Source organism: Lysinibacillus sp. FSL K6-3209 (genome assembly GCF_037976175.1).
Classification (GTDB): domain Bacteria; phylum Bacillota; class Bacilli; order Bacillales_A; family Planococcaceae; genus Lysinibacillus; species Lysinibacillus sphaericus_D.
In genome coordinates this window covers 807,623-831,263 of the sequence record NZ_CP150264.1, presented here as the reverse complement: position 1 = coordinate 831,263, position 23,641 = coordinate 807,623, and the positions used below count along the sequence as shown (strand labels likewise).

Below are 23,641 nucleotides of genomic sequence, written 5' to 3'. Positions count from 1 at the left end.
TAATGAATTTATTTTACTACTTATTCGCCTAGAAATGAAATGCCTCCTGTAACGTTTTTTAAATGAAAACGCTATCATTCAAAAAATCAAGCTGAATTTTCCCTATCTTATCAAAAATCGGCATTTATCGACAACAATGAATCATGTATTATGAGAATATCCTAAAAATTGAGGTGCTAAATTTGCAACAAATGGAATTATTACGTATGCGTAATGAAATTGTTTTGCTATTTTATGTGACAGCGATTTTTGCCTATAGCGTGCTCATTATGCTCAATATTTATAGTAGCCTCGAGGTACTAATTGGTATGATGTTCATTTTGTTTCTACCGTTATTAGCCGGAAAAGTTTTTAACATTAAACCAGTAGCAATGCAGTGGGTAATCATTATATCCGGGAATATGGCTATTATATATCTTAATATCGTTAGCTTTTTCTTACTTAATTTTATATGCTTTATTTTCTTTATATTATTAATAACGATTTATCAGTCGATTAAACTAAATACCCTTATTAGTATTATTTCTTTACTGGAAATTATAGCGCTATCTTTTTATCACCGTATTTCTACTGATTCCATTGGGCATTCTCAGTATATCGAAACCTTTATTTTCGTTGTATTGTTACTTACGATTATTGGTTGGATTCAATCTCGCCATTTACAACATTTTTGGTATAGACTCAATGAAATAAACTCACAAAAAAAACAAGAGTTGCTGTCACAAGAAGCCTATTTGCATTTATTTTTTCAGCATGCAAATGATTGCATCGCGGTTTTTAGTTTAGATAATCGTATCATTGATGTAAACCCTGCCTTTGAAGAAGTATACGGTTGGACAAGAGCAGAATGCGTTGGTAAATCCATCCCTCTTGTTCCTCCAGAAAATGTTTTAGAGGCGGAACAACGCTATGCAAGTTTATTAGAAGGAAAAAGCTTTAAGCTGATAGAAACACAGGATATGCGAAAGGATGGTACGGTTTTTGATGTAGAAATTTCACTTTCACCTATTTATGATCGTACAAATAAAATGATTGCGGTATCTGCTATTTCACGTGATATATCTTATAAAAAGGTCAATGAACAACTTTTACTACAATCAGAAAAGCTTAAATTGGCAGGTGAAATCGCTGCGGGGGTGGCGCATGAAATCCGCAATCCTATGGCCGTTATCTCTGGTTTTGTACAAATGATGAGTACGGAAAAAGACTCCACATGTTACGCTTATACGGAAATCATTCAATCTGAAATCGAGCGGATTAACTTAATTATTGGCGAATTTTTAGTGCTGTCAAAACCTCATGTCGAACAATTAAAAGTTGTATCAATTGATGAAGTCATCAATAACATTAGCCAATTGTTTCACCTTGAATTCCAAAAACATAACATCACTTTTTCAATGCACATCGTCAGTGATAATAATCGAATCCTTGCTAATGAAAATCAGCTAAAACAAGTATTCATCAATATTATTAAAAATGCCATTGAAGCGATTGAGGCGCATACAGCAAATGGAGAAATTATTATTTACATTGCTAAAGATGCTGAGGGTTTGAATATGGTGACAATTACAGATAATGGGGTAGGAATGTCAGAGGCATTGATTAAACGTATTTATGAGCCCTTTTATACAACTAAATCCACAGGAACTGGGCTTGGTATGCTCATTACAAACAAGATTATTCAGGAACATGGTGGAACTATTGCGATTGAAAGCAAAATTAACTGCGGAACAACGATTAAAATAAAACTGCCACAAGCAGAAAACTAAAAAGAAGGTGGTGTCTAAAGTCGATAGACACCTCCTTCTTTTTTACTTCATGATCGTACGAATAAGCTTAACCTTTTGTTTATATGGCGGAAAAAGAACATTCGTTTCCAGCTTTGAAGATTTTTTTAATATTGATTTTGGATGTGTAAAATTTTCAAAGCTTGCCTTGCCATGATATGCATTCACCCCTGAAGGACCAACCCCTCCAAATGGCAAATGCTGATTTCCTACATGAGTTACCGTATCATTTATACAGCCACCACCAAATGGCAACTCATCTAAAAAGTATTGAATCGCTTTTTCATGTTCTGAGAAAAAATATGCCGCTAAAGGCTTGGGAAGTTGACGAATTTGATGAATAGCAAGACGCAAATCATCGTATACCATAACTGGTAAAATCGGTCCAAAAAGCTCATCTTGCATTGACGGACTTGACCACTTGACATATTCAATAATGGTTGGCTCAATATATAAGTCATCACGATCTGTTCGGCCACCATATGTAATTGTGTCTCGTTCCTCTACTAAAATTTGTTGAAGCCGATCAAATTGTCTTAAATTCACAATGCGACCGTAATCAGGGCTTTTGAGCGCATTTTTTCCGTAGAAAGAACGAATCGTATCCTTTAACAACTTCATAAATCGATCATAAACGTCTTTATGGACAAGTAAATAGTCTGGTGCTACACAAGTTTGACCAGTATTTGTGAATTTCCCCCATGCAATACGTTTAGCAGCCACTTCCAAATTAGCCGTTTGGTCAACAATGGCTGGGCTCTTACCACCAAGTTCAAGTGCAATCGGCGTTAATCGTTCAGCTGCCGCCTTTGCCACTACTTTACCGACCGCTACACTGCCAGTAAAGAATATATAGTCAAATGAAGCGTGAATCAGTGCGTTCACTTCTTCCTTTTCTCCTTCTACAACACGAATATAGAAAGGCTCGAATGTTTCTTCAATGATTTTTTTCACGATATTAGCGGTATGCACAGACGTTTCTGATGGTTTTACAATAGCCGTATTGCCACCAATAATTGCGCCAATGAGAGGCTCAATAACTAGCTGAAATGGATAATTAAAAGGCCCGATAATTAATGTGACGCCATACGGCTCTCGAACAACAAAACTTTTCCCCATTTGAAGTTGAATCGGAGTTTTAACTGTTTCAGGCTTCATCCACTCTTCCAGATTTTTCACCATATAAGAAATACTTTCAAGGACAATACCTATTTCTGTTGCATATGCCTCAAACTCGCTTTTTCTTAAGTCTAAATACAATGCATTTAAAATTTCTTTTTCATACTTTAAAATAGTTTTCTTTAGTTTTATTAATTGTTCTTTGCGAAACTTTACATCTTTTGTAGCGCGAGAAAAATAAAATTGACGCTGCTCTGTAATCATATTTTCAACATCTTGTGGCGTAAAATTCATAAAAAAACACCCCTTTTTTTAAAATGCGATACATAGTTCTGTCTTTTTTGAAACAAACTATCTTTGACTATACGATACAACATTTAAGGTCAAAAATCCTCTTTCTGAAATAGGTGATGCTGTAAAAAAACAGAAATAGTAACTAAGGATGCCATGTTTTATTTTGAGATTCTCGGGAAATATACAACTACATATTAAATATCGAAACGGGGGCGTAGATAAATGACAACGACAACAGGAACTTGGTGGGAATCCATTTTTTCAGGAGCATTATCGCACGGTATATGTGAAGAGAAATTATTGTTATTACAAGATGAGGCTTTTTTATATCTTTCTACAACACCGGCGGATAAAGACTCGTTACTGGAAGAACCGGAAATAAATTAATAACAGCTAAATGAAAAAGGACGCCGAACGTAAACCTGCTCAGAAGAAGTGGTGATTCCTGTGAGAACCGCACACAATGTAAGATGCAGGCAACAACGGCATAGCAAAACGTGTTAGATTGATGGCAGTCAATCTAACACGTTTTTATTGTTAATTAATCGCTACAATGTTTTGTAATTTATTAAGTTCAGCTTCTAGTCGATTATTTGCATCATCCTCAATGGCAAAGTTTCCATTTTCTAGACGAATAATTTGTTTATCGACAATATATACGGAATGGGCAATATTTGTTGCACCTAATACTGCCAATATAGGCTTAAGAGCATATTCTAACGCAAGTAAATGGCCAATTGAACCACCAACTGCTATTGGTAAAACTGTTTTCCCAACCAATGCTTTTTGTGGCAATAAATCTAAATAGGTTTTTAAGATGCCTGTATATGATGCTTTATAAATCGGTGTTAAAACGACTACAATATCTGCCTCCTCAACCTTTTTATTTTCTGCTATAATGTCATCATTTACGTAGTTTGCTGTTATTAACGCATCAGCAGGCAGCTCATGTACATAATTTGTGTGTATTGTTACACTATGCGCGGTAAAAAATCGCTCAACCTTTTCTTGAATGGCCGTTACACGTGAATTCCTTGTATTGCTACCATTGATAATCACTACATTTGTCATATAGGACACTCCCTTTATCGTGTTTGTAATCAATTAAATCAAAGCGCCGCAATGGACGTTGCACTAAACCCTGTTTCCTGAAAACTACAAAGAGGCTTCTATTTACAGTCAACAAGAGAATTGTTGTGTAAAATAGAAGCCTCTAGATATCTAGTCAGCGCAATTAAATACCGAGTAATCATATAAACTTAATTTAACATAATATTTTACAAAGTCAATAAACTTTATTAGAATTTAGAAAATAATAAAAGAGTCGCCACAACTAACATGTGACAACTCTTTATGATGTTATTGATGTATCGCTTTCCCAAATACAGCTTTTGCGGCATCACCAATATGCTCCGATACTGTTGGATGAGGAAATATCATGTCTGCCAGTACTTTTACGGTACCTCCTGCATTTTTCGTCGCTAAAATAGCGTTGAGCATTTCGGTCGCACCATCAGCTACCACACACGCTCCTAAAATATACCCTTCCTCTTTCGTTGCAATAAGCTTAACAAAGCCTTCGTCATTGCCCTCCATTAACGCTTTTGAATTAGTGTTAATCGGCAGTTTTATCACAGTATACGCTTGTTCAACTTGATCTTCTAGCAAGCCGAATGTCGCAATTTCAGGATGTGTATAGACGCAACGAGGAATTAGTTCTTGGTCAATCAATGTGCGTTTTGCCCCTAAAATATGGTCTACAACATAGATACCCTCTGCACTAGCAGCATGAGCTAGCTGGTAGCCTCCAACTAAGTCACCAATGGCATAAATATGTGGTTGACTCGTTTCATAATGCTTATTTACAGCAATTAATCGACCATCAAAATCAAGTCCAAGCTGCTGGGCAGTTTCCGTATTTGGGCGGCGCCCTGTAGCAAATAATAAGTGCTCGTATGTATAAATTCCTTTAGATGTATGAATTTCATTTCCATTAAAATGCTCAAATTGGAAATAGGTAATAAGCTCAATACCAAGTTTTTTCATCTTTTCTCGAATTATTGGTCGAGCATCAGGTTCTTCTGTCTGTAAAATTTCTTCACTATGATTCAACATTCTTACTTTCGTTCCGAGTGGTGCCAAGCTAAATGCCATTTCCACTGCAATAACACCACCACCGATAATCGTTAGCTGCTGTGGAAGTTCTTCTATATCGAAAAAAGTATCCGTTGTATAATAAGTTGCGCTTTCTAAGCCTTTAAATGGTGGCACAAATGGCTTACTACCAGTTGCTAAAATTATGTCCTTCGCTAAAAAGGTCTCTTGATTTACTGTTACCGTTAAATCGGCAGCAACCATCGCCTCACCACGATAAAATGTAATGTGATTGCTCACGATAAAGTGTTCAATATTTTCTAAAAGCTCCTGGATAACAGCATTTTTACGCTGCATTAAGCGTGGGAAATTCACATTCAAAGCTGGCGTTTCAATGCCCCAATCATTGCCTCGTTGTATCTCCTGCACGAGCTTACTATGTTCTAACAAAATTTTCGATGGAATACAGCCAACATTATAGCAAGCTCCTCCCACTTTATCACGCTCTACTAAAGCTACTTTCATCCCACTTTTAGCTGCATGAATGGCTGCAACGTATCCCCCTGGACCTGCACCAATAATTGCAATATCAAATTGTTTCACTTTTTTTCACCTCATTTACCACCTTAACATTTACAAAATTTGAATGCAATTACATATAAGTCCACGTGAGTTACCCGCGAAATACTATACTTTACCCGCGATACAAGGCGCTTTACCCGCGAAATACTGTACTTTACCCGCGATGCAAGGCGCTTTACCCGCGATTCTATTTATTAAAATTAATCCAGAAAACTTCTTTACTTCCGTCTTGCTTAATAAGAATTGTTTTAACAGAATAACCTCCCGCTTCGTAATTTGAAATATTTTCTTCTGTTGACATTGCTCGTGCATTCGTGCTTGCTGCCACTCTGTAACTGCCAAAGTTACGCTGAAGTTGACGTTCTCCATTTACCATTTTATAAAGCTCAAAACGCGCTTCTTTAGCATGGAGCTTGCCTTTATTCATATCACTTTTCAACCAAGCTTTTAGCATAACTTTATTTGCTGCAACTTTTGCCTCCACTTGAATATCTCGGTGATAATATTGTTGTTCTGCCTGTGTTAAATATTTTTGTAAAATCTTTTTTAACTCATTTGCCGATACACGATTGCTAGAGTCAATTCGTTTAATATGGACGGTTCCTTGACCAAATAGATTATAACCACCTTGTGTAGAATAATCGATTGTATAACCCGCTTCTTTTACAGCTTGCTCTGCAATTCGATCATACACACCATATGGGTAAGCAAAGGATTTTGGTGCTTTCCCTGTATATTTTTCGATTAATTGATGCGCCTTTGTAACATCCTCTTGAATGTATCGTCGACGCTCCTCATTTGTAAGGGGCTCTCCATTTTTCTTTTGATTAAGTATCATGGCCTCATGTTTTGCCGTGTCATTTTTACCACGCCAATGTAAATCATATGTATGGTTGCCGATATGAATAATGCCAGAGTCGGACATTTCCTTAATTTGCTGCCAATTTGCCATTGGTACATTTTTTCTGAAGCCTATTTCTACGTCATTGGCAATAACAAATAATGTTGCTTGCATGCCCATTTCTTTTAAAATAGGATAAGCTATCTTATAAACGCTTTCATAGCCATCATCTATCGTTAAAAATACAGATTTCTCTGGAATACGACCGTGGCCTTGTAAATAAGCGACAAGCTGCTCCTCCGTAATTGTTGTATAGCCATTATCCTTTAGCATCTTCAGTTGCTCACGAAAGAGCTTTTCTGTAATATTAATATTTGCTATTTCCTTGTAATCCCCAAACGAATGATAGTTAATGACTGTAACTCCTTTGGCATTACTAGATTCGTAAAATTTTGTCGCCTGTGTTGCAAAAGCCTCATCTGATGTAGCTATGAAGAAGCAGACAAGCACAACAAAAAATATTATTATTTTCCTTATGCACTTCATAAAATTGGTCCCTCTCTCAAAATATAGTCCATACAAGTATATACGATATAATGAAAGACTGAAAGAGACTAGGACAAAAGAGAAAAAGTGTTAGATTGACCTTCATCAATCTAACACTTTTTTGCTATGTTGTTGTGGTACGTTAGAGCAGTGCGTTCCCTAAAACGACTTCAGATCAATAAATATTACGTTGCCAAAAACGTTGTTGGGCAATAGCATCGACAAATTTTTTAGCAAATCCTGCATTTCCAGTTGCTAACACGATGCCTGGACCAACGTTCGCATTCGACATATTAAAAAATGTCGTGCCTGTTGCAGCAATCCCGATTGGTTTGTAATGTCGGTATGCCTCATTAATATAATTGACGATATAGGTGTTAAACTTTGCTTGATTATCTGCTCGAACACCCACAACATACAGGGAGTCAAAAAGTACTGCATCTGTCGTAATAAATGTTTCACTTGCTATTAACTGCACACCATTATTTGCAGTTACGACACCGAGTCTATCCGATATTATGCTATAACGAACCCCCTGCCTTGTTAAATATTTCAGCACTTCCCCAACCTCATTGGCATCAAAGCCATCACCAATCAATACCCCAACTTTAAGTGTTTGAGGCAGTTTTACTGTATTTGCCTGACTTAGGGCAGGCGATGATGCTGTAATCTTAGATTGCTCACCTGTTGGTCGATTGACGCCAACATTATCCGCAATCGTTATAGCCATCGCTTTATCTACATGGACAAACATATCCACAACTTGCTGTCGCACCGATTTACTTTTAACCTTACCTACCTCGAAGCTAAAGGCATCAATAATATGTTGTTTTTCAGGAGGCGACATGCTATTCCAAAATAGTCGAGCTTGTGAAAAATGATCATCGAAGGATTTACTACGCGCTCTTGTAATTCGTCCTTCAACCTTTTGTTCATAATGCACAAATCCACCTTCTTTTGCTGTAGAGGTTGAAGGTGTATTGTCTGCGAGCGAATTTTTATGATAACTAACCTTGCCCATATTAATCGTCTGGCGACTGAAGCCATTGCGTTGATTATTATGAATTGGGCAAACGGGTCTATTAATCGGAATCTCAGCAAAGTTCGGTCCACCTAAACGAAGAAGCTGTGTATCAATATATGAAAACAAACGCCCTTGTAGCAGTGGGTCATTCGTAAAATCAATTCCTGGTACTACATTTCCTGGGTGAAACGCTACTTGCTCTGTTTCTGCAAAAACATTGTCCACATTGCGGTTTAAAGTCATTTTGCCAATTCTTTTTACAGGGACTAGCTCTTCTGGCCATAATTTCGTTGCGTCCAAAATATCGAAATCGAATCTAAACTCTTCCTCCGGTTCAATCATCTGGACGCCAAGCTCATACTCTGGATAATCTCCAATTTCAATCGATTCCCATAAATCTCGTCGTTGAAAATCGGAATCTTTGCCACCAATAATTTGCGCTTCGTCCCAAACAAGTGAATGTACACCTAGTACAGGTTTCCAATGAAATTTTACAAACCTCGACCGACCTTTATCATTTACAAATCGGAACGTATGCACACCAAAACCTTCCATCATCCGAAAACTTCTAGGAATTGCTCGATCAGACATAACCCACATAATCATATGGGCAATTTCTTGATTATTAGCGACAAAATCCCAAAACGTATCATGGGCAGATGCTGCTTGGGGCATATCATTATGAGGTTCAGGTTTTACAGCATGAATTAAATCAGGAAACTTAATCGCATCCTGAATAAAAAACACAGGAATATTATTGCCGACTAAATCATAATTGCCTTCCTCAGTATAAAATTTCGTGGCAAATCCTCGCACATCACGCGCAGTATCCATTGAGCCTAAACTCCCTACTACTGTTGAAAAGCGAACAAATACGGGTATCTTTTTTCCAGGCTCTTGTAAAAATTTTGCTCTTGTATACTCTTTCATCGACTCATATAGCTCAAACTCTCCGTGTGCTGCAAAGCCTCGCGCATGCACGACTCTTTCGGGAATCCGCTCGTGGTCAAAATGCGTCATTTTTTCCCGAAAATGAAAATCCTCCATAATGGTCGGTCCACGCACACCGGCTTTTAACGAGTCTTCATCATTGGATACTTTTAATCCCTGATTAGTCGTCATCTTCGTTCCATCGTTATTGACACGAAATGCATCTAGTTGTTGATCCTTCACATTTTCGGTTAAATCCTTGTTTTGATTTGAATTGGACTTATCCACGCAATCCCCTTTCCTACTATTACTAATTACGCTCTATATCCACTGTATGTTTTTCTAAAATAAACATGCTTCGAAAATGCTGCTAGATGCAATGCACTAAGTGCAAAGAAAAACCTTGGCTAGCTATAATGCTAGTCAAGGTTGATAAATTGTCTATTTCGCTCCCTTTGCTTTCTGCGTCATCTTTTCAAGCTGTCTAACGGTTGGCGTTAAATTCGCTAAGAAATATGCCTCGCGCAGCTTGCGTGATGGTGTACTTCCAGCAATATAGCCCGCAGAACCATTATGTAGCATATTAGCTTGAACTGCTGCTAATGTTTGATATACGCCTTGCAATCGAATTTGGCAAATCGCTTGTAAAGTAACGTCGCCTGATTGTACTAAAGTTTGCAGTAATGCTTGTAAATGTTGTAGTTTTTCTGTAAGTTCATCGGCTTGCACCTGCAAATATTCATTGCAGCCATTTTGCTTGGCCTTGACCTTTTCTATGCCTTCAATCGCAGCCGCTACTACTCCAAAGCCAAGTGGAATTTGATACAGGACAAATGTTGGGCGAATACCATCCACGAATGTGCTTGCTTCTTGTGCTACTACATAGTCATCCCCAACAAAGACATTATCAAACTTACAAGTATACGTCGCACTACCATTCACGCCTAGGAAGTGATTTTTTTCCTTTAGTGTAATACGCTCATGATCCGTATTTACGAAAACCATCACTTCTTGCTCACCGTTATGAGCAATTGCACCAAACCAGTGGTTTACTCCTAAGTTTGAAACAGCGGGTAAAATACCATTTACAACATAGCCCCCATCGACACGCGCTGCTGTTAAATGTAGCTTTTCTAGACCAGCATAATACTTCATCGGATTCGATAGACCCGTTGCACCAAGCACTTCCCCGCGTTCAAGTAATGGTAAAATCTTTGTCCGTAATGTTTCATTGTCCGTTTTACGTAGATAAGTTAAAGCAGCAAGGTGGCACCATAGGCAAAATGCAGTTGTCATACAAACTTTCGCCGTCTCTTGTACAATCGTTAGCTCATCTAGTAGCACTGTTTGCTCATTCTTTTGTGTTGAAGCAAAAAATCCTGCCTTGCCGAGTGCCAATAAAAAATCCTCCGCATAATAAGCTTCCTCATCAATCTTTTTTACAAACGGTTTTAATTTTTCTTCAATCAACGCTTGTAAGACTACTTCATCTACTGCCATGGTTTCCACTCCTATCCTCTACTTATCAGCTAATTCAGTTAACGATGTGATCGGTGTTTGCACTGCCTCACGGGCACGTTTTACAGCGGCTTCATCTGGTGCATCATAGAAGCACAAGCATTTCGTCATATCTTCGCATACATATGTGCGAGAAAAATGTACTTCTGGTACTTCTTCATAATGCACTGAATTTTTCTTTTTACGTGCCAAATATTGATCCATTGTAATTTCTGCTGGTATTTCCCATTCAACTAAATAGTTCACGACTTCTTGATTTGTTTTAACCTCATCAAGCTCTTTTCCAACTAGACGAACTTCTTTGACTAAATCTGTTTGAATGTTTTGCGCAGTTAGTGCGCGTGTGGCTTGCGCTTCTTCATGCGCTTCCAAGATAAAGTATGCGCGGCTAAAATCCTTCGCCACTTGTACTTCAATTACAGTTACAGCTTGTGCTTGCCCTACACGCTCTACTAGTGCTGCAAATTGCTCTTTGTTTGATACTTCACTTACTGTTGATTCTACCAAAAATAAACTCATAGTAAATACCTCCGAATAGTTTGTTTTTTCTTTACATGAGTTATTTTATTATACTTACTTAATAAAAACAACTGAATTTACTAAAAATTATAATTTGTGCTACACTACTGCTTGGAGGGAACGCTATGAAAACACGTTATGATTTACCATGCAATATTGCACAAACTTTAAACATTATCGGTGATCGTTGGACATTGCTCATTTTACATGAGCTATTGATTGGTCAAACAAACTTTAATGACATTAAGTTAAATTTGCCAGGCCTTTCTGCAAATTTATTGTCCGCTCGTTTAAAATCTTTAGAAGAAGCAGGTCTTGTCGCTTCTACACTCTATTCAGCCCATCCACCACGCTACGCCTATTCTTTAACGGAATCAGGAAAGGCATTGGAATCCGTTTTTAACGCGATGATTTTATGGGGCAGTGAGCATTTGGATCCTTGCTATAAAGAAATTGTCGATGCACAATCAGGTGACCGTGTGGAAATTGGGTACTATTCCAAAACAACTGGTGAACGCATTGACACTATTCAAATACGTGCTATTCAAAACGGAGCTAACCAATGATTCATTGGACTAGCTCTTTTTCTACGCTTTACATAGATCTAAGCACTTTGTCCACCCCAAATTTTCGCAACCCAACGTTCAAAATAACGAATCAATTTATCGAGTAGCAAACCCAGTACACCAATTACAATAATCGCTGCCATAACTAAATCAAGACTAAGTGAATTTCGTGCATCCACTATTAAAAAGCCAAGCCCGGATTGCGCTCCTACCATTTCCCCAGCAACTAGAAAAATCCATGCACTACCTAACGCCATATGTAGACCATTTGCAATCATAGGAAATGCCGCCGGAAATACAATTTTTCGCAATAAATTAAAATGAGACATTTCGAAATTAGCTGCAATCCGTAAGTAAGTAGCATCAACTTTTTTCACTGCAGCCACCGTGGATAATAGCACGGGGAAAAATGCGGCAATAAAAATAATAACGATGGCGGGCATATTACCAATGCCGAACCAGAGCACGATAAAAGGTGACCAAGCAATGGGTGAAACAGGGCGTAGTACTTGCACAATTGGATCTAATACTGCCCAAATTCCCCCTAACCTTCCGACAACTAAGCCGATAATAACAGCCACCACAACCGCTAATAAATAGCCACTAAAAAAACGCAATAAGCTAATTTGTATATGGTCGAATATCGACCCATCTTTGATGGTCATTAGTAGTGCATTCAAAACAGCGAATGGCGGAGGAAATAATGCGGCATCATGCCCCCCATAATCGAGACGAGCTGCCAAACTGCTATCAATAATATAAATCCAAGTAAAATAGGTCCTATTTTTTTCATACGTATGCACCTACTATTCTTCCAATAATGTCGTATCAACAAATTCCTCATAGCTTGGCGGGTTTTCGGATAAACCCATCTCAATTAATGAATCTCTTAAAATGGCATACGCATCCGCTTCAATTTTCAAGTTATGATACGAAATCCAATTTAACGATAAATCTAATACATCCTTGTCGACTTTAATATATTTTGCCACTACCTCATGTGCATGGTCTCCTCCCTCATTCATCAGCTCTCCAGCATCGGCGTAATCCTTGACGAATTGTTGGGCAATATCTTTATTTTCTTCGATAAATGCTTGGCGAAGTACTAATCCGCAATCGATTGAATCCGGCCATAGTTCCTCTGATTGAAATAATACCTTGCCTTTTTCAAGCGCCACAGAAATCGCACCAAAGGGCTCTGCTACTACATATCCTGCTATACGACCTTCTGCAAGCGCAGCTGGCATTTCTGCAGGGGGTAGTTCTACGACATTGACATCCTCATACTTTAATCCTGCTTGCTGTAACATGCGGTACAATAAAATATTATGTGTAGAGTATTTATTAGGAATTGCAAAACTTTGACCTTTTAAATCCTTTACTTTTTTGATCGTTGGTGCTGTCACGATCACATTGCCATCTCGATGCCCTAAAGCGACAGCCTTTAAGTCAATCCCCTGTTCCTTTGCCTTCATTGCCAACTGAATAAGCACTGATGCGCCATCAATTTTACCGGTATTTAAAGCATCCATTAGCTCTGGCCATGACCCAAATTTAACGAGCTCAATGGCATATCCTTTGTAGGTTTTATCTGTTTGCATATATAGCGGTGCTGCATGGGTAATTGGTAAATAGCCAATCTTCACAACTTTTTTATTGCTCTCTGCTTGCGATGCTGTACTTTTATCATCCGTCCCGCATGCCGCAAGCGTTAACAATAGCATGAACACGAATAGCAAGATGCCTAATTTCTTCTTCATTTTTTATCCTCCATTTTAAATGTTATATTCAATCGTATCTTGCGGATGGGTAAACTGAAATTCATTGAAAATTATCTCGCGGAAATATTGAAATTCTGCATCTGAACGATCTCGTGGTTTAGCACTTCGAATATACAGCTCTCGATGAATGCGCCCCGGATTTGGACTCATAATAAAAATGCGATCAGCTAAGTAAATGGCTTCGTCTATATCGTGGGTGACCAGTAAGATTGTTGTCTGCTCATTTTTTTGGATGGCAAGTAGCTCGTTCTGTAAGTAATAGCGTGTAAAAGTATCGAGTGCAGCAAATGGTTCATCCATTAAAATAACCTCTGGGCGAATTGCTAGTGCACGTGCTATCGCAACCCGCTGTTGCATACCCCCTGATAATTCACTCGGTAAAGCCGTTAGTCGATTTTCTAAGCCAACAAGCTTCAAATAATACTGTGCCCGTTGCTGTCGTTCAACTTTAGATAGCGCTTCTCCTTCTAATGCGAGTTCCACATTTTTTTGTACCGAGCGCCAAGGGAGTAACCCGTAATTTTGCATCAGCATCATACAGCGTTTGCTCGCCTTTGTTACAACCTGACTTTCTAGCAATACTTGTCCCGTAGTTGGCTGTTCAAATCCACCTACTAAATTCAATAGTGTACTCTTGCCACAGCCACTTTTTCCTAAGATGGCTATAACTTCTCCCTTTTGTATATCCAATGAAATTTGATGGAGCACTGTCTGCTCAGCAAATGCTTTACTTACCTGTTGAATAGAAATTAACGGTGCTGTCATAATGCTATTGTCACCTCATTTTAATCTTTATAATTTTACTAGGTTTAATATGTTTTAAGTTATTTTATTATACTCAGTTTAAAATTTCAACCTAATTTCAAGAAAAATATTTGTATTCCGACAATTCGCACCTCCCTCGATCAGCTCAATAAAAAAACAGGTATTCTATTTTAAAGTAGAATACCTGTAATCATCATCCTATAGAAGATAGCTTCGACCCTATAACAAAAGGGACACCTGTTCTTTTAAAATATGTATTGAATCATGTCATGGATATTGCAATAAGGATTCTCACGACTTTCTGTATTGCGAAATGACATCATTTTCGAACAATTTCGAATTGCTACCTCATGTCGTAGTGCAATCGGAGCAATAATTGACTCGTCCGCCTTATGACGGAAATATTGCGTTACCCCAAGATGCTCTTCCATTTTGTTATTTAAAACCGCACGAGGATATTTTTCTGAAACATCCACTACTTCGAAATGCAACAATAACCATAATTCAAATGCTTCATTCGTATAAGCAATATGGATATCTTTTTCCTCACAGAAAACATTGACTTCCTCTAACTGTTTCTCTGTTAAATCATCCTTATCGAAAACAACCCATACTTCATCAAAATATTGGTAGCTTGAATCACGAAAAGCATGTTGAGCTAACTTAATGGCAGAACGCTTAACGTTTTTTATCTTTACACTCACCATTTTAGAGCGTTTTAATATACGTAATTGCTCAAAGTAAATACGCTCCGTTTCTCCCTCACAATAAATTAAAATCGTTTTACGGACTGTTCGATTCCCCTGCTGACGTACTCTCACTGCTCAGATACCTCCACTTCACGTAGATATTGAGTTGATAAGTATTCATTAATAACTGGTGTTGCTCCGAACTCACCCTTTAAATAACGCTTCGCATATGAAATATCCGCTCGTTTTTTCTGCAAATCAGCAAAATCAAATAAGGAGTATAATTCAGATTCATTTTTAAAGCTTTTGTTGACAAACCAGATTTGGTCAGTACGTAATGGCTCATCAAGTAAATTAATTTCATGGCTTGTTACAACAAATTGATTATTAGTATTGCGCTCACTGTTCATAATGGTCATTAAAAATTCACAAATGGATACATGAAAAGCTGTGTCAAATTCATCTATAAAAATCGTCTTCCCTTTATTGTATGCATCTACTATGACACATGCTAAATGCAACAATCTAATAGTGCCTTTAGAATCCATCGTCCAATTGATTGACTCCGTGCCGATCGGCGCTCCAGCTTCATTAAACGATAGATAATGCAAATCTATATCAACTTCATGAATAATATCTTGTGTATCGCTGTCATAGCCTATTGTATTTTTTTCTCTGCGTTCAACACGGCGTGCTGTCACATCTTGAATAGAAAAGTCAGCAATTTTCAATATTTTCATGACCTCTCTCTTAAAATCGTCCTCTTCCAGTTTGCGAATAAGCGGGTGGCTGGCTAAATGTTGTACCTCATCTAAAAATAAAATTTTATGTAAAAACCAATCAAAAATTATTTTAGCATCTGCGTTATTAAAGACATTTAACACCGATAAAAATGCAGTATTATTCCGCGTATAGTTTGTCAGTTCAACTGCTGTACTTTGTGCAGTTTCATACACGTATTCTGTTCCTTCCCACCGTCTAACAAAGAGTACCTCATTTATCGCTTTCGTAGTTTTTGTAAGTCGCTCATACAGAACTTGCTCGGCGTTATATTGCACCTCATAATCATAAAGTGAGCCTTCTAGAAATAACGAAATCACGAATTCTGTTGGCTTATCATGCTGTCCCCCAAGCTTAAATGGTTGGTAGGGTAATCGCAGTTGCTTAACATTATTTAGATTTTCAAAGTTAAACAACAATGAGCGTAATATTTTTAGCGTAGCAAATAAATTGGATTTGCCACTGCCATTCGATCCAAATATAAAGGCACTTTTCACAAGTCTTAATGAATCCATCGTCATCGTGTGTGTATCCTTTAATTTTCGAATTCGACTCCCTGCAACCATTGAAAATAGTGTCTCGTCTTTGTAACTTAAGCAATTTTTTACTCTAAAATCTACTAGCATACGATAGCCCCCGTTCCATTCCACCACATTCCTTTAAACAATAATTATACTATAGTCAGAATAAAAAGGCTGTTCCCAATTTTAAGCCAAGCGCCGAAAATATTCAGAATTGTTTGTCTTTGTTTAGGTGACTGGCACGTAACAAAAAGCCTGTGCTCGATATTTCGAACACAGACTCAATATAGTTATAGAAATACTTGAGTAATCCAACTTTAAATTTCAACAATTTTTTCATTTTGTAGAGCTTGTATTGTCAATTCGATGCCTTCTGCAAATGAATGTTTGGGCTTCCAACCAATCGCCTTCGTCAGTTTTTCATTATTTAAAAATGAATGTTCTATATCTCCTTCTCTTGCAGGAGCATACTGTATCTCTAATGGGTGATTTAAATGTTGTAATAATAATATAACTTGATGAAGTGACCATGCTTCATTGGTTGAGACATTGTAGATACCTTGCAGTCTAGCTTCTACTCCAGCATAAATAGCATCTGCTATATCATCAACATAGATGAAATCACGTGTCTGTTCTCCATCACCATAAATAGTAAAGGGCTTACTTTCCAGACTACTTTTTAACATACTAGGAATAACTGCAGCCTCTCCTTGCATACGCTGTCTAGGTCCAAAGACATTGGCAAAACGGTAAATTAATGTTGGTAAACGATAATCACGTTGCCACTTTTCACAATATGTTTCCCCAATACTTTTATTTAAGCCATACATTGAAATAGGCTCACTTACATCCGTTTCCTCTAGTGGCGGATAATGACTATTACCATATACCGCCGCAGAAGAGGCAAAGACAAAATGTTTCACCTTGTATTTTGACGAAAAGAAGAGCATCTGGCTAAGCCCTACAATGTTCGTTAAAATATCCTTCATTGGCTCCTGTATTGAAAGTTGAACACTCGTTTGCGCTGCACAGTGAATCACTACATCGAATGCAACTTCCTTAAAGAAGTGCTCGCAAACTTCATCCTCAACATTTAATAAGTACGATTTATGCTCAAAATCAATGTTTCGTAGATGTCCCGTACTCAAATTATCAATTATATAAATATTGGCGCCTTCCTCAAAAAATCGTCTTGCCACAGCACTGCCAATAAAACCATAGCCACCTGTCACTAATACATTCATCCCATCGCCCCCAAAAACAATATGATGTTTTATATGCATTAATTGCTAAAAATATGCAAGTAACATATCACTGGATTATTTTAACAGACTATCAATGAGATTACATATTTCTTTTATCGAGGTTGTCGTCCTAATAGAGAAACTGTTAGACTTATTCTACTTTTAGTAAAATAAATGACAATAATGAAACGAACTACTCTATGGAATAGCAATCAATGAAGATAACAACACTGCTGAAATAAAAAATCCGCTCTGACTTTCAAGCAAGCCATGAGCGCCAAACGGAAGCGTTTAGCTCCGTTCCTCATCACTTGCCTGTAAAAGTCGAGCGGATTGTAGTTAATATATTTAGGTTAAGCAGGGTTCACTTCTAGTTCAACTGAAATTTTAATATCTTTGCCTACAAGAACGCCACCAGTTTCTAAAGCAGCATTCCAAGTTAAACCGAAATCTTCACGGTTAATTGTTGTTTCTGCCTCGAAGCCATAAACTTCCTGACCCCATGGATTTGTACCTTTACCGTTAAATTCAGTATCGAATGTTACTGATTTCGTTACATCTTTAATTGTTAAATCACCAGTTAACGCATACTCATCAGCAGATTTTTTTGTAATGCTTGTTGATTTAAACGTTATGTTTGGATAGCTGTCTGTATCAAAGAAATCTCCCGCTTTTAAGTGATTATCACGGTCTTCACTACGTGTGTTAATGCTTGCTGCATCAATTGTAATAGTAATGTTTGCTGTTGTTAAATCCGCAAGATCCGCTGCTTCGATATCAGCTGAATAACTATCGAATACGCCTTTTACTTTTGATACCATCATGTGTTTTACTTGAAAGTTAATTGCTGAGTGTCCTAAATCGATATTCCATTTTGCCATTTTAAATTCCTCCAATTGTTTGTTTTATATCTCGAATTCGAGATATATGTTAAAATATGAAGTAACTACACTAATTATGTTACCCAAAAATAAATGAGCTAAACATATGTAGTTACTTTGATTACCACTTAAATAATTTTACGTTACGAAAAGTAATCAATTACTTTATGTAACTTACTATATATTAATAATTAATTTACGTCAAGTAATTTATTTTCATTATTTTCGACATCGTTCTTGTTTTTCCAATTTGTCGATGTAGCGGACTTCTTGCTGAAGCAAGTTACCTTTTGACCAATTTCCCTTGCACAACAAATCGATGGTCATCACTCATGACAGAATCTTTACATGTAGACAGCGTTACAATTTTATCATCTGGTCCAACAGCTACATTCAAATCAATTTCAGAGTGCTTTTGAACTTCCCCAATAAAGCGAATAAAATCCTTATCTGTCTTAAATTCAGTTTCAATATAATAAAAATCAATCGTTGTTTCATAAGCTGCAAATACTTCCACATCATAACCTTCATATAAGGTATCCAGATAAATTGTACGATGTGCATCCGCATAGTCTTGTTTTAAGTAATTTTTCAAACTACCAAACATCGTCCCATCTTTCATGGCATGACCATACAAAATAGTATTGCGACTAATATCGAGTGCATCATTACGATAGTCCATAAAGATGCTACCTGCACGACTTTCACGATTTTTAAAATTATGTGTTAGAAAAAAATCATTATCTTCCGCTTGTAAAATGGGATTGTTGAGCTTTGTATCATCTATAGCAATCCAACCTACAATGCGCTTATTTACAGCTAATAAATCGTGAAATTGAGGTCTTATCGTATACTTTGATTTTATTTCCTCAGTCGTGTTTGCCTTATCATCATCTTCTTGGATAGTTGCCAACGTTTCGGCATATAGCATTTGTACTTCCTTTAAAGACTTTGAAGACTCATAATAGGTGTAGAGATACTTTACAAGAGTAAAACCAGAATATAAAAATATTGCAATATATATAACTGTTAATAGTTTAGATGTCCATTTTTTCATCGTTCCACCAACTTAAATACCTACTGGTACCATATAAAGGCCAAGCTGTTCATCCTCATTGAAGATTGCTTCAACACCATATACTTCTTTTATGACTTCCTTTGTAATGACATTACGTGGGGCTCCCTCTGCCATAATATGCCCATCCTTCATCAAAATAATATGATCACTATAGCGTATCGCCTGATTAATATCATGAAGCACCATAACAATTGTTAGACCATAATCCTTATTTAAAGCTTTTACTAGTTCTAATAGCTCCATTTGATAATAAATATCTAAGTACGTCGTCGGCTCATCCAAACACAATATTTCAGATTGTTGAGCTAATGCCATTGCAATCCATACGCGCTGTCTTTCCCCACCCGATAAAGCCACTAAATCATTGTCTCGTTTTTCTAGTAAATTCGTACAAGACAAAGCCCAATCAATCGCTTTCTTATCATCCTCGTCATTGCGTTTTAATATTGTATGATGTGGCAGACGCCCAAAACTCACTAACTTTTCAATCGTTAAATCTTTCGGTACATCATTTTGTTGATAAACAATCGCAAGCTTTTTCGCAAACTCTTTAGGCTTATACTGGACTAAATCCTTATTTTCCAAAGAAACATTCCCTGATTTCGGCATATGATTGCGAGACATTACACTAAGTAAAGTCGACTTCCCACAGCCATTTGGACCAATAATCGTCGTAATTTTACCTTTTTGAATCTGCGTTGAGACACCATCTAAATGATTGCGTGTATTATCATGGGAAACGATAATATCTTGTATTTCCATATTTCTTCACTCTTTTCGTAATAGGAATATTAAGAATGGCCCACCGATAATTGCCATAATGGTTGAAGCAGGAATTTCAATGGGCGCCACTATCGTTCGACCGATTGTATCAGCTACTAAAATTAATAAGGCTCCTGCTAGTGCGGTAAATGGTATAAGTACTCGATGGTCATGACCAACCAAACGTCGTGCAATATGTGGGACTAATAAACCAACAAATGAAATAACACCTGCTACAACAACTGACACAGCTGATAATAATACAGCAACAGCGGCAATTATTAAACGGGCACGTGCCACATTAAAGCCTAGACTTTTTGCCGTTTTATCTTGTAAAACAAGTAGATTACACCAGCTATATAACGCAAATGCTGCAACTAATCCTATTGCTCCATATGTCGCAATGGTCGACACATCTTTCCATGTGCGCATCGTTAAATTTGATCCAACCACACTAGTAGCAGATGTATTTAGTGAGCCCCCAAGGCTTAAAAATGCTTCTGTCAAACCAGTAAACATCGCATTAATAGCAATCCCTACTAAAATCAATTTTAGTGGACTTAAACCCGATTTCCATGACAAGGCAAACACTAGTGCACAAGCAAATGCCCCACCTATAAACGCTAATACTGGTGTCATAAAAAATAACGCTGGGAAAAATGAGATAATAAATAATTGAACAAAAGCTGCCCCTGAAGAAATACCAATAACGCCCGCGTCTGCTAGCGGATTACGCATAACAGATTGCAGTAGTACCCCCGACACCGAAAGCGCAGCTCCAGCAAATAAAGCGACAAGAATACGAGGAAAGCGTAAATCACGAATTGCCTCCATCTGGCTATTCCCTTCTTCAAACAATGCCCCTATAAATTCAAAAAAGCCCATTTTAATACTACCCGTCGTTGCTGAATAAACCATTGAAAATAGCAACAACACTATTATAATTGAAAAGCTTATTATTTTTTTCGTCATATCGGACTTCCTTTATTCCGCTAGTATTTGTGTATCTATTGTGCGATGAAAGATTTGTAAGCTGTTATCATAAAACGATAAGGCTACTAGAAATATAAGAAAAGCGCCCTACGGCAAGATCCTTGCTATACGAGCGACAATTTCAAATACATATTAACGATAGAAAATTTCCATTAGCTGTCCTAACGCTTGCGGTACTTGTAAGGAAGCTGTAGTGCCAAATAATTCTTCTTCTAAATCATACACTTTGTCATTTTTCACTGCTTCAAAATGCTTCCAAATATCATTTGTTTTAAATTCTTCATCAAACATTTTAACTACTTCATCAGGCATACCGTGTGAAAGGCGTAAAATAATATCAGGATTGCTATTGTGCAAGTACTCTGTATTGGATGATAAATACTCTGCCTCTTGCCCTTCCATGACATTTATTCCACCAGCCCGTTTAACTAGGTCACCTGCATAAGAATTTTCTGTAGCCACTAAGTAACTACCTGGAATACCAAGTAAAATTAAAACACGAGGTCCTTCCTTATTAGCAGCGACCGTTTGGACGGCATCAATATTTTTTTGTAGCCCCGACACTAATTGGTCAGCTTGAACCGTACGATCATAGCGCTCTCCTAGCGTTTTAATTTCCGCCATCATCGCATCTACACTTTGGAAATTTAAAAAATGTACAGGTATTTTCAGTTGCTCGAATTTATCTTGTAAATCGTATTCTAATGTTGACACTGATAATACATCCGTAGGGTTCAATGATTTAACAATTTCCATATCAGGCTCCATTGCATTGCCAATAGTAGGCAGACCTTTAAAGCGTTCTGCTAATTTTTTTTCAGTCGTCGGTACAGCAATCGCATCCAACTCTAGCTTATCTAAAATTTCAGCTATTACAACTGTGCCAGCAATAATACGATTTTCGCTTTTTGCAGTTGTGTCCGTCGATACTTCAACCTTTTCAGTGGAGGCTTCATTGTTTGCTTGATCGCTTCCACCGCTACAGCCAGCGATTAAAAATACGGTCATCAGTGCTAGTAATGCCAACCAGTTCTTTTTTATTTTGCACATATCGTCATCTCCTACTTATCTCAGCTTTTTTTTGAATTTCTTATGCGACGAACGACTAACCAACCCGATAAAACACAAATAAGCACAAGCAATACAATTTTTACTTTATCTAGCTGCGCATGTTGCTGATTCACTGCCATTTTGTTCTTTGCTTGCTCAGTTTTTGCTTGCTGTTCCTGTTCAATTCCAGCAGGTTCTTCAACTGCTTCCTCCTCATTTTCATCAAGTGTTCGATCAAAAGCTAACTGTTCTTCTGCCATTGCTGTGTCAGTTGGCTGAACTGGGGGAAGTGATAGCAAGTTGGGCTTAGTTGTAGGTTCAACTGCATCCTTCTTTAAAGGTTTCTCTAATTTTTCAGTAGCAATAGCAGGAGACTTCACCATCGCGTTTTGCTTAGGAGGTACTGCTTCTATAGGCTTCCCGACAATTTGAGCCACTTGTTGTTCATCAAATTGTAAATCAACAAAATATTGATGATGATATGCTATCTCTGGAATATCTACTTGTACCCACATCCGAAGTGGGCGTTGGAAATCAACTACTGCAAATTCGACAATTCGCTCATTGTCATTTATAGAGACAAGTGTTGGTGCTACTTGCTCACCTTGTTGTTCAACGGTTAAGCTCGTTACCCACGATGATTTTAAAATCGTCATTTGAGCATAATAGCTGCCGTTTTTTTCTACTATTTTAGCCACTGGATTGACATACGTATTCATAATCGATGGTTCTTTTTTTCCATCGACATACAATATGTAGTCGATTGACCATTCATTTTCAGGCGCACTTTCTACGATTTCAGTATTCTGTTCAATCTCTTCACTTGGCGCTTTCACTCTTATCTGAAACGCTTGTGCAAACGGACGACTTTCCTTTTCTAATTCAGAAGCCACTAAACCCTTTATTCGAATTGGTTCTTTTAAGTCTTTCACATCAAACTGAACTAAATTTTCAGTCCACGTTAAAATAGTAGAAAGCGATTTTTCAGGTTGTTCAATATGTATATCTTGTAAAGTATATGGATGATTGATTGTCAAAGACAATGTATATTGACCATTATTCATGTCCAGTGTCGCTTCTTCATTAAAAAATCGGTTTTGTTCTATTCCATCGTGAGTTGAAAAACTTAGTTCAACTTGATAGCTTCCATTTCCTAGTGAACTATTTTCTTCAGCTTGCACATACAGCCAATTAAAATGAGGGGCAAATAAGAAAAACATTGCACTAAGTGCTAGTAATACGATGACTTTTCTTTTGCATGTTTTCATGAAAATTCC

21 protein-coding genes and 1 pseudogene are annotated in these 23,641 nt (G+C 37.4%); 3 read left to right on the top strand and 19 right to left on the bottom strand.

The window, feature by feature from the left end; genetic code table 11:
• Positions 1–191 precede the first annotated feature (191 nt).
• Entirely contained in the window at positions 192–1,769 is a 1,578-nt protein-coding gene (locus MHH88_RS03930) for an ATP-binding protein (RefSeq protein ID WP_339261640.1), read from the top strand.
• 42 nt (positions 1,770–1,811) lie between these two features.
• On the opposite strand, the gene MHH88_RS03925 is transcribed toward MHH88_RS03930, so the two are convergent.
• Positions 1,812–3,200: an aldehyde dehydrogenase gene (locus tag MHH88_RS03925; RefSeq protein ID WP_339261639.1), complete on the bottom strand. Its 1,389-nt coding sequence runs from the start codon at positions 3,198–3,200 to the stop codon at positions 1,812–1,814.
• Positions 3,201–3,422: 222 nt separating this feature from the next.
• On the opposite strand from MHH88_RS03925, the gene MHH88_RS03920 reads away from it, so the two are divergent.
• Positions 3,423–3,587 carry a hypothetical protein gene (locus MHH88_RS03920; protein ID WP_162832713.1) on the top strand — a complete coding sequence of 55 codons (165 nt, stop codon included), beginning with the start codon at positions 3,423–3,425 and terminating at the stop codon, positions 3,585–3,587.
• Between the two features lie 150 nt (positions 3,588–3,737).
• Here the strand turns inward: MHH88_RS03920 and ssuE are convergent, their stop codons facing one another.
• The 6 genes from ssuE to MHH88_RS03890 form a co-directional block, all read right to left on the bottom strand.
• Positions 3,738–4,271, bottom strand: coding sequence for an NADPH-dependent FMN reductase (gene ssuE, locus MHH88_RS03915; protein WP_339261638.1), 534 nt, complete (start codon positions 4,269–4,271; stop codon positions 3,738–3,740).
• 288 nt (positions 4,272–4,559) lie between these two features.
• Positions 4,560–5,897, bottom strand: coding sequence for a dihydrolipoyl dehydrogenase (gene lpdA, locus MHH88_RS03910; protein ID WP_339261637.1), 1,338 nt, complete (start codon positions 5,895–5,897; stop codon positions 4,560–4,562).
• Positions 5,898–6,063: 166 nt separating this feature from the next.
• Positions 6,064–7,263, bottom strand: coding sequence for a polysaccharide deacetylase family protein (locus MHH88_RS03905; protein ID WP_339261636.1), 1,200 nt, complete (start codon positions 7,261–7,263; stop codon positions 6,064–6,066).
• Positions 7,264–7,438: 175 nt separating this feature from the next.
• Positions 7,439–9,505 (bottom strand): catalase, encoded by a 2,067-nt coding sequence (locus MHH88_RS03900; protein WP_339261635.1) that lies wholly within the window; start codon positions 9,503–9,505, stop codon positions 7,439–7,441.
• Positions 9,506–9,658: 153 nt separating this feature from the next.
• The gene (locus MHH88_RS03895) at positions 9,659–10,717 is read right to left on the bottom strand and encodes an acyl-CoA dehydrogenase family protein (protein ID WP_339261634.1); all 1,059 of its coding nucleotides are present in this window, start codon (positions 10,715–10,717) and stop codon (positions 9,659–9,661) included.
• Between the two features lie 18 nt (positions 10,718–10,735).
• The gene (locus MHH88_RS03890) at positions 10,736–11,254 is read right to left on the bottom strand and encodes a DUF4242 domain-containing protein (RefSeq protein WP_339261633.1); all 519 of its coding nucleotides are present in this window, start codon (positions 11,252–11,254) and stop codon (positions 10,736–10,738) included.
• A 125-nt stretch (positions 11,255–11,379) separates the two neighbouring features.
• Here MHH88_RS03890 and MHH88_RS03885 point away from each other — a divergent pair, with 125 nt between their 5' ends.
• A complete protein-coding gene (locus MHH88_RS03885; RefSeq protein ID WP_069510485.1) occupies positions 11,380–11,820 on the top strand; it encodes a helix-turn-helix domain-containing protein in 441 nt (146 codons plus the stop codon).
• Positions 11,821–11,858: 38 nt separating this feature from the next.
• Here the strand turns inward: MHH88_RS03885 and MHH88_RS03880 are convergent.
• From MHH88_RS03880 to MHH88_RS03825, 12 genes and pseudogenes are all read right to left on the bottom strand, one after another.
• Positions 11,859–12,613, bottom strand: a pseudogene (locus MHH88_RS03880) (ABC transporter permease).
• Positions 12,614–12,626: 13 nt separating this feature from the next.
• On the bottom strand, positions 12,627–13,580 hold the full coding sequence (locus MHH88_RS03875) for an ABC transporter substrate-binding protein (protein ID WP_339261632.1): 954 nt from the start codon (positions 13,578–13,580) through the stop codon (positions 12,627–12,629).
• Positions 13,581–13,595: 15 nt separating this feature from the next.
• Positions 13,596–14,366, bottom strand: coding sequence for an ABC transporter ATP-binding protein (locus MHH88_RS03870; protein ID WP_339261631.1), 771 nt, complete (start codon positions 14,364–14,366; stop codon positions 13,596–13,598).
• Positions 14,367–14,611: 245 nt separating this feature from the next.
• Positions 14,612–15,187: an RloB family protein gene (locus MHH88_RS03865; protein WP_103977368.1), complete on the bottom strand. Its 576-nt coding sequence runs from the start codon at positions 15,185–15,187 to the stop codon at positions 14,612–14,614.
• Complete coding sequence (locus MHH88_RS03860) at positions 15,184–16,461, bottom strand: ATP-binding protein (RefSeq protein WP_339261630.1); 1,278 nt, start codon at positions 16,459–16,461, stop codon at positions 15,184–15,186. The genes MHH88_RS03865 and MHH88_RS03860 overlap by 4 nt, the downstream gene beginning before the upstream one ends.
• Positions 16,462–16,673: 212 nt before the next feature.
• Positions 16,674–17,600, bottom strand: coding sequence for an NAD-dependent epimerase/dehydratase family protein (locus tag MHH88_RS03855; protein WP_069510495.1), 927 nt, complete (start codon positions 17,598–17,600; stop codon positions 16,674–16,676).
• 353 nt (positions 17,601–17,953) lie between these two features.
• Complete coding sequence (locus tag MHH88_RS03850) at positions 17,954–18,481, bottom strand: YceI family protein (RefSeq protein WP_024362561.1); 528 nt, start codon at positions 18,479–18,481, stop codon at positions 17,954–17,956.
• 283 nt (positions 18,482–18,764) lie between these two features.
• Positions 18,765–19,538 (bottom strand): class B sortase, encoded by a 774-nt coding sequence (gene srtB, locus MHH88_RS03845; protein ID WP_339261629.1) that lies wholly within the window; start codon positions 19,536–19,538, stop codon positions 18,765–18,767.
• A 12-nt stretch (positions 19,539–19,550) separates the two neighbouring features.
• Positions 19,551–20,321 carry an ABC transporter ATP-binding protein gene (locus MHH88_RS03840; protein WP_069510505.1) on the bottom strand — a complete coding sequence of 257 codons (771 nt, stop codon included), beginning with the start codon at positions 20,319–20,321 and terminating at the stop codon, positions 19,551–19,553.
• Positions 20,322–20,327: 6 nt separating this feature from the next.
• On the bottom strand, positions 20,328–21,293 hold the full coding sequence (locus tag MHH88_RS03835; protein ID WP_339261628.1) for an iron ABC transporter permease: 966 nt from the start codon (positions 21,291–21,293) through the stop codon (positions 20,328–20,330).
• Between the two features lie 153 nt (positions 21,294–21,446).
• A complete protein-coding gene (gene isdE, locus MHH88_RS03830) occupies positions 21,447–22,364 on the bottom strand; it encodes a heme ABC transporter substrate-binding protein IsdE (protein ID WP_339261627.1) in 918 nt (305 codons plus the stop codon).
• Between the two features lie 20 nt (positions 22,365–22,384).
• Entirely contained in the window at positions 22,385–23,632 is a 1,248-nt protein-coding gene (locus tag MHH88_RS03825; protein ID WP_339261626.1) for an NEAT domain-containing protein, read from the bottom strand.
• Positions 23,633–23,641 lie beyond the last annotated feature (9 nt).

Bases quoted from the DNA above. Each gene is read 5' to 3' on its own strand.
- MHH88_RS03885 (WP_069510485.1), top strand. From the start codon at position 11,380: ATGAAAACACGTTATGATTTACCATGCAATATTGCACAAACTTTAAAC.
- MHH88_RS03870 (WP_339261631.1), bottom strand. From the start codon at position 14,366: ATGACAGCACCGTTAATTTCTATTCAACAGGTAAGTAAAGCATTTGCT.
- MHH88_RS03905 (WP_339261636.1), bottom strand. From the start codon at position 7,263: ATGAAGTGCATAAGGAAAATAATAATATTTTTTGTTGTGCTTGTCTGC.
- MHH88_RS03920 (WP_162832713.1), top strand. From the start codon at position 3,423: ATGACAACGACAACAGGAACTTGGTGGGAATCCATTTTTTCAGGAGCA.
- MHH88_RS03930 (WP_339261640.1), top strand. From the start codon at position 192: ATGGAATTATTACGTATGCGTAATGAAATTGTTTTGCTATTTTATGTG.
- MHH88_RS03825 (WP_339261626.1), bottom strand. From the start codon at position 23,632: ATGAAAACATGCAAAAGAAAAGTCATCGTATTACTAGCACTTAGTGCA.
- MHH88_RS03835 (WP_339261628.1), bottom strand. From the start codon at position 21,293: ATGACGAAAAAAATAATAAGCTTTTCAATTATAATAGTGTTGTTGCTA.
- MHH88_RS03855 (WP_069510495.1), bottom strand. From the start codon at position 17,600: ATGAATGTATTAGTGACAGGTGGCTATGGTTTTATTGGCAGTGCTGTG.
- MHH88_RS03860 (WP_339261630.1), bottom strand. From the start codon at position 16,461: ATGCTAGTAGATTTTAGAGTAAAAAATTGCTTAAGTTACAAAGACGAG.
- MHH88_RS03890 (WP_339261633.1), bottom strand. From the start codon at position 11,254: ATGAGTTTATTTTTGGTAGAATCAACAGTAAGTGAAGTATCAAACAAA.
- isdE (WP_339261627.1), bottom strand. From the start codon at position 22,364: ATGTGCAAAATAAAAAAGAACTGGTTGGCATTACTAGCACTGATGACC.
- ssuE (WP_339261638.1), bottom strand. From the start codon at position 4,271: ATGACAAATGTAGTGATTATCAATGGTAGCAATACAAGGAATTCACGT.
- MHH88_RS03850 (WP_024362561.1), bottom strand. From the start codon at position 18,481: ATGGCAAAATGGAATATCGATTTAGGACACTCAGCAATTAACTTTCAA.
- srtB (WP_339261629.1), bottom strand. From the start codon at position 19,538: ATGAAAAAATGGACATCTAAACTATTAACAGTTATATATATTGCAATA.
- MHH88_RS03895 (WP_339261634.1), bottom strand. From the start codon at position 10,717: ATGGCAGTAGATGAAGTAGTCTTACAAGCGTTGATTGAAGAAAAATTA.
- MHH88_RS03840 (WP_069510505.1), bottom strand. From the start codon at position 20,321: ATGGAAATACAAGATATTATCGTTTCCCATGATAATACACGCAATCAT.
- MHH88_RS03875 (WP_339261632.1), bottom strand. From the start codon at position 13,580: ATGAAGAAGAAATTAGGCATCTTGCTATTCGTGTTCATGCTATTGTTA.
- MHH88_RS03925 (WP_339261639.1), bottom strand. From the start codon at position 3,200: ATGAATTTTACGCCACAAGATGTTGAAAATATGATTACAGAGCAGCGT.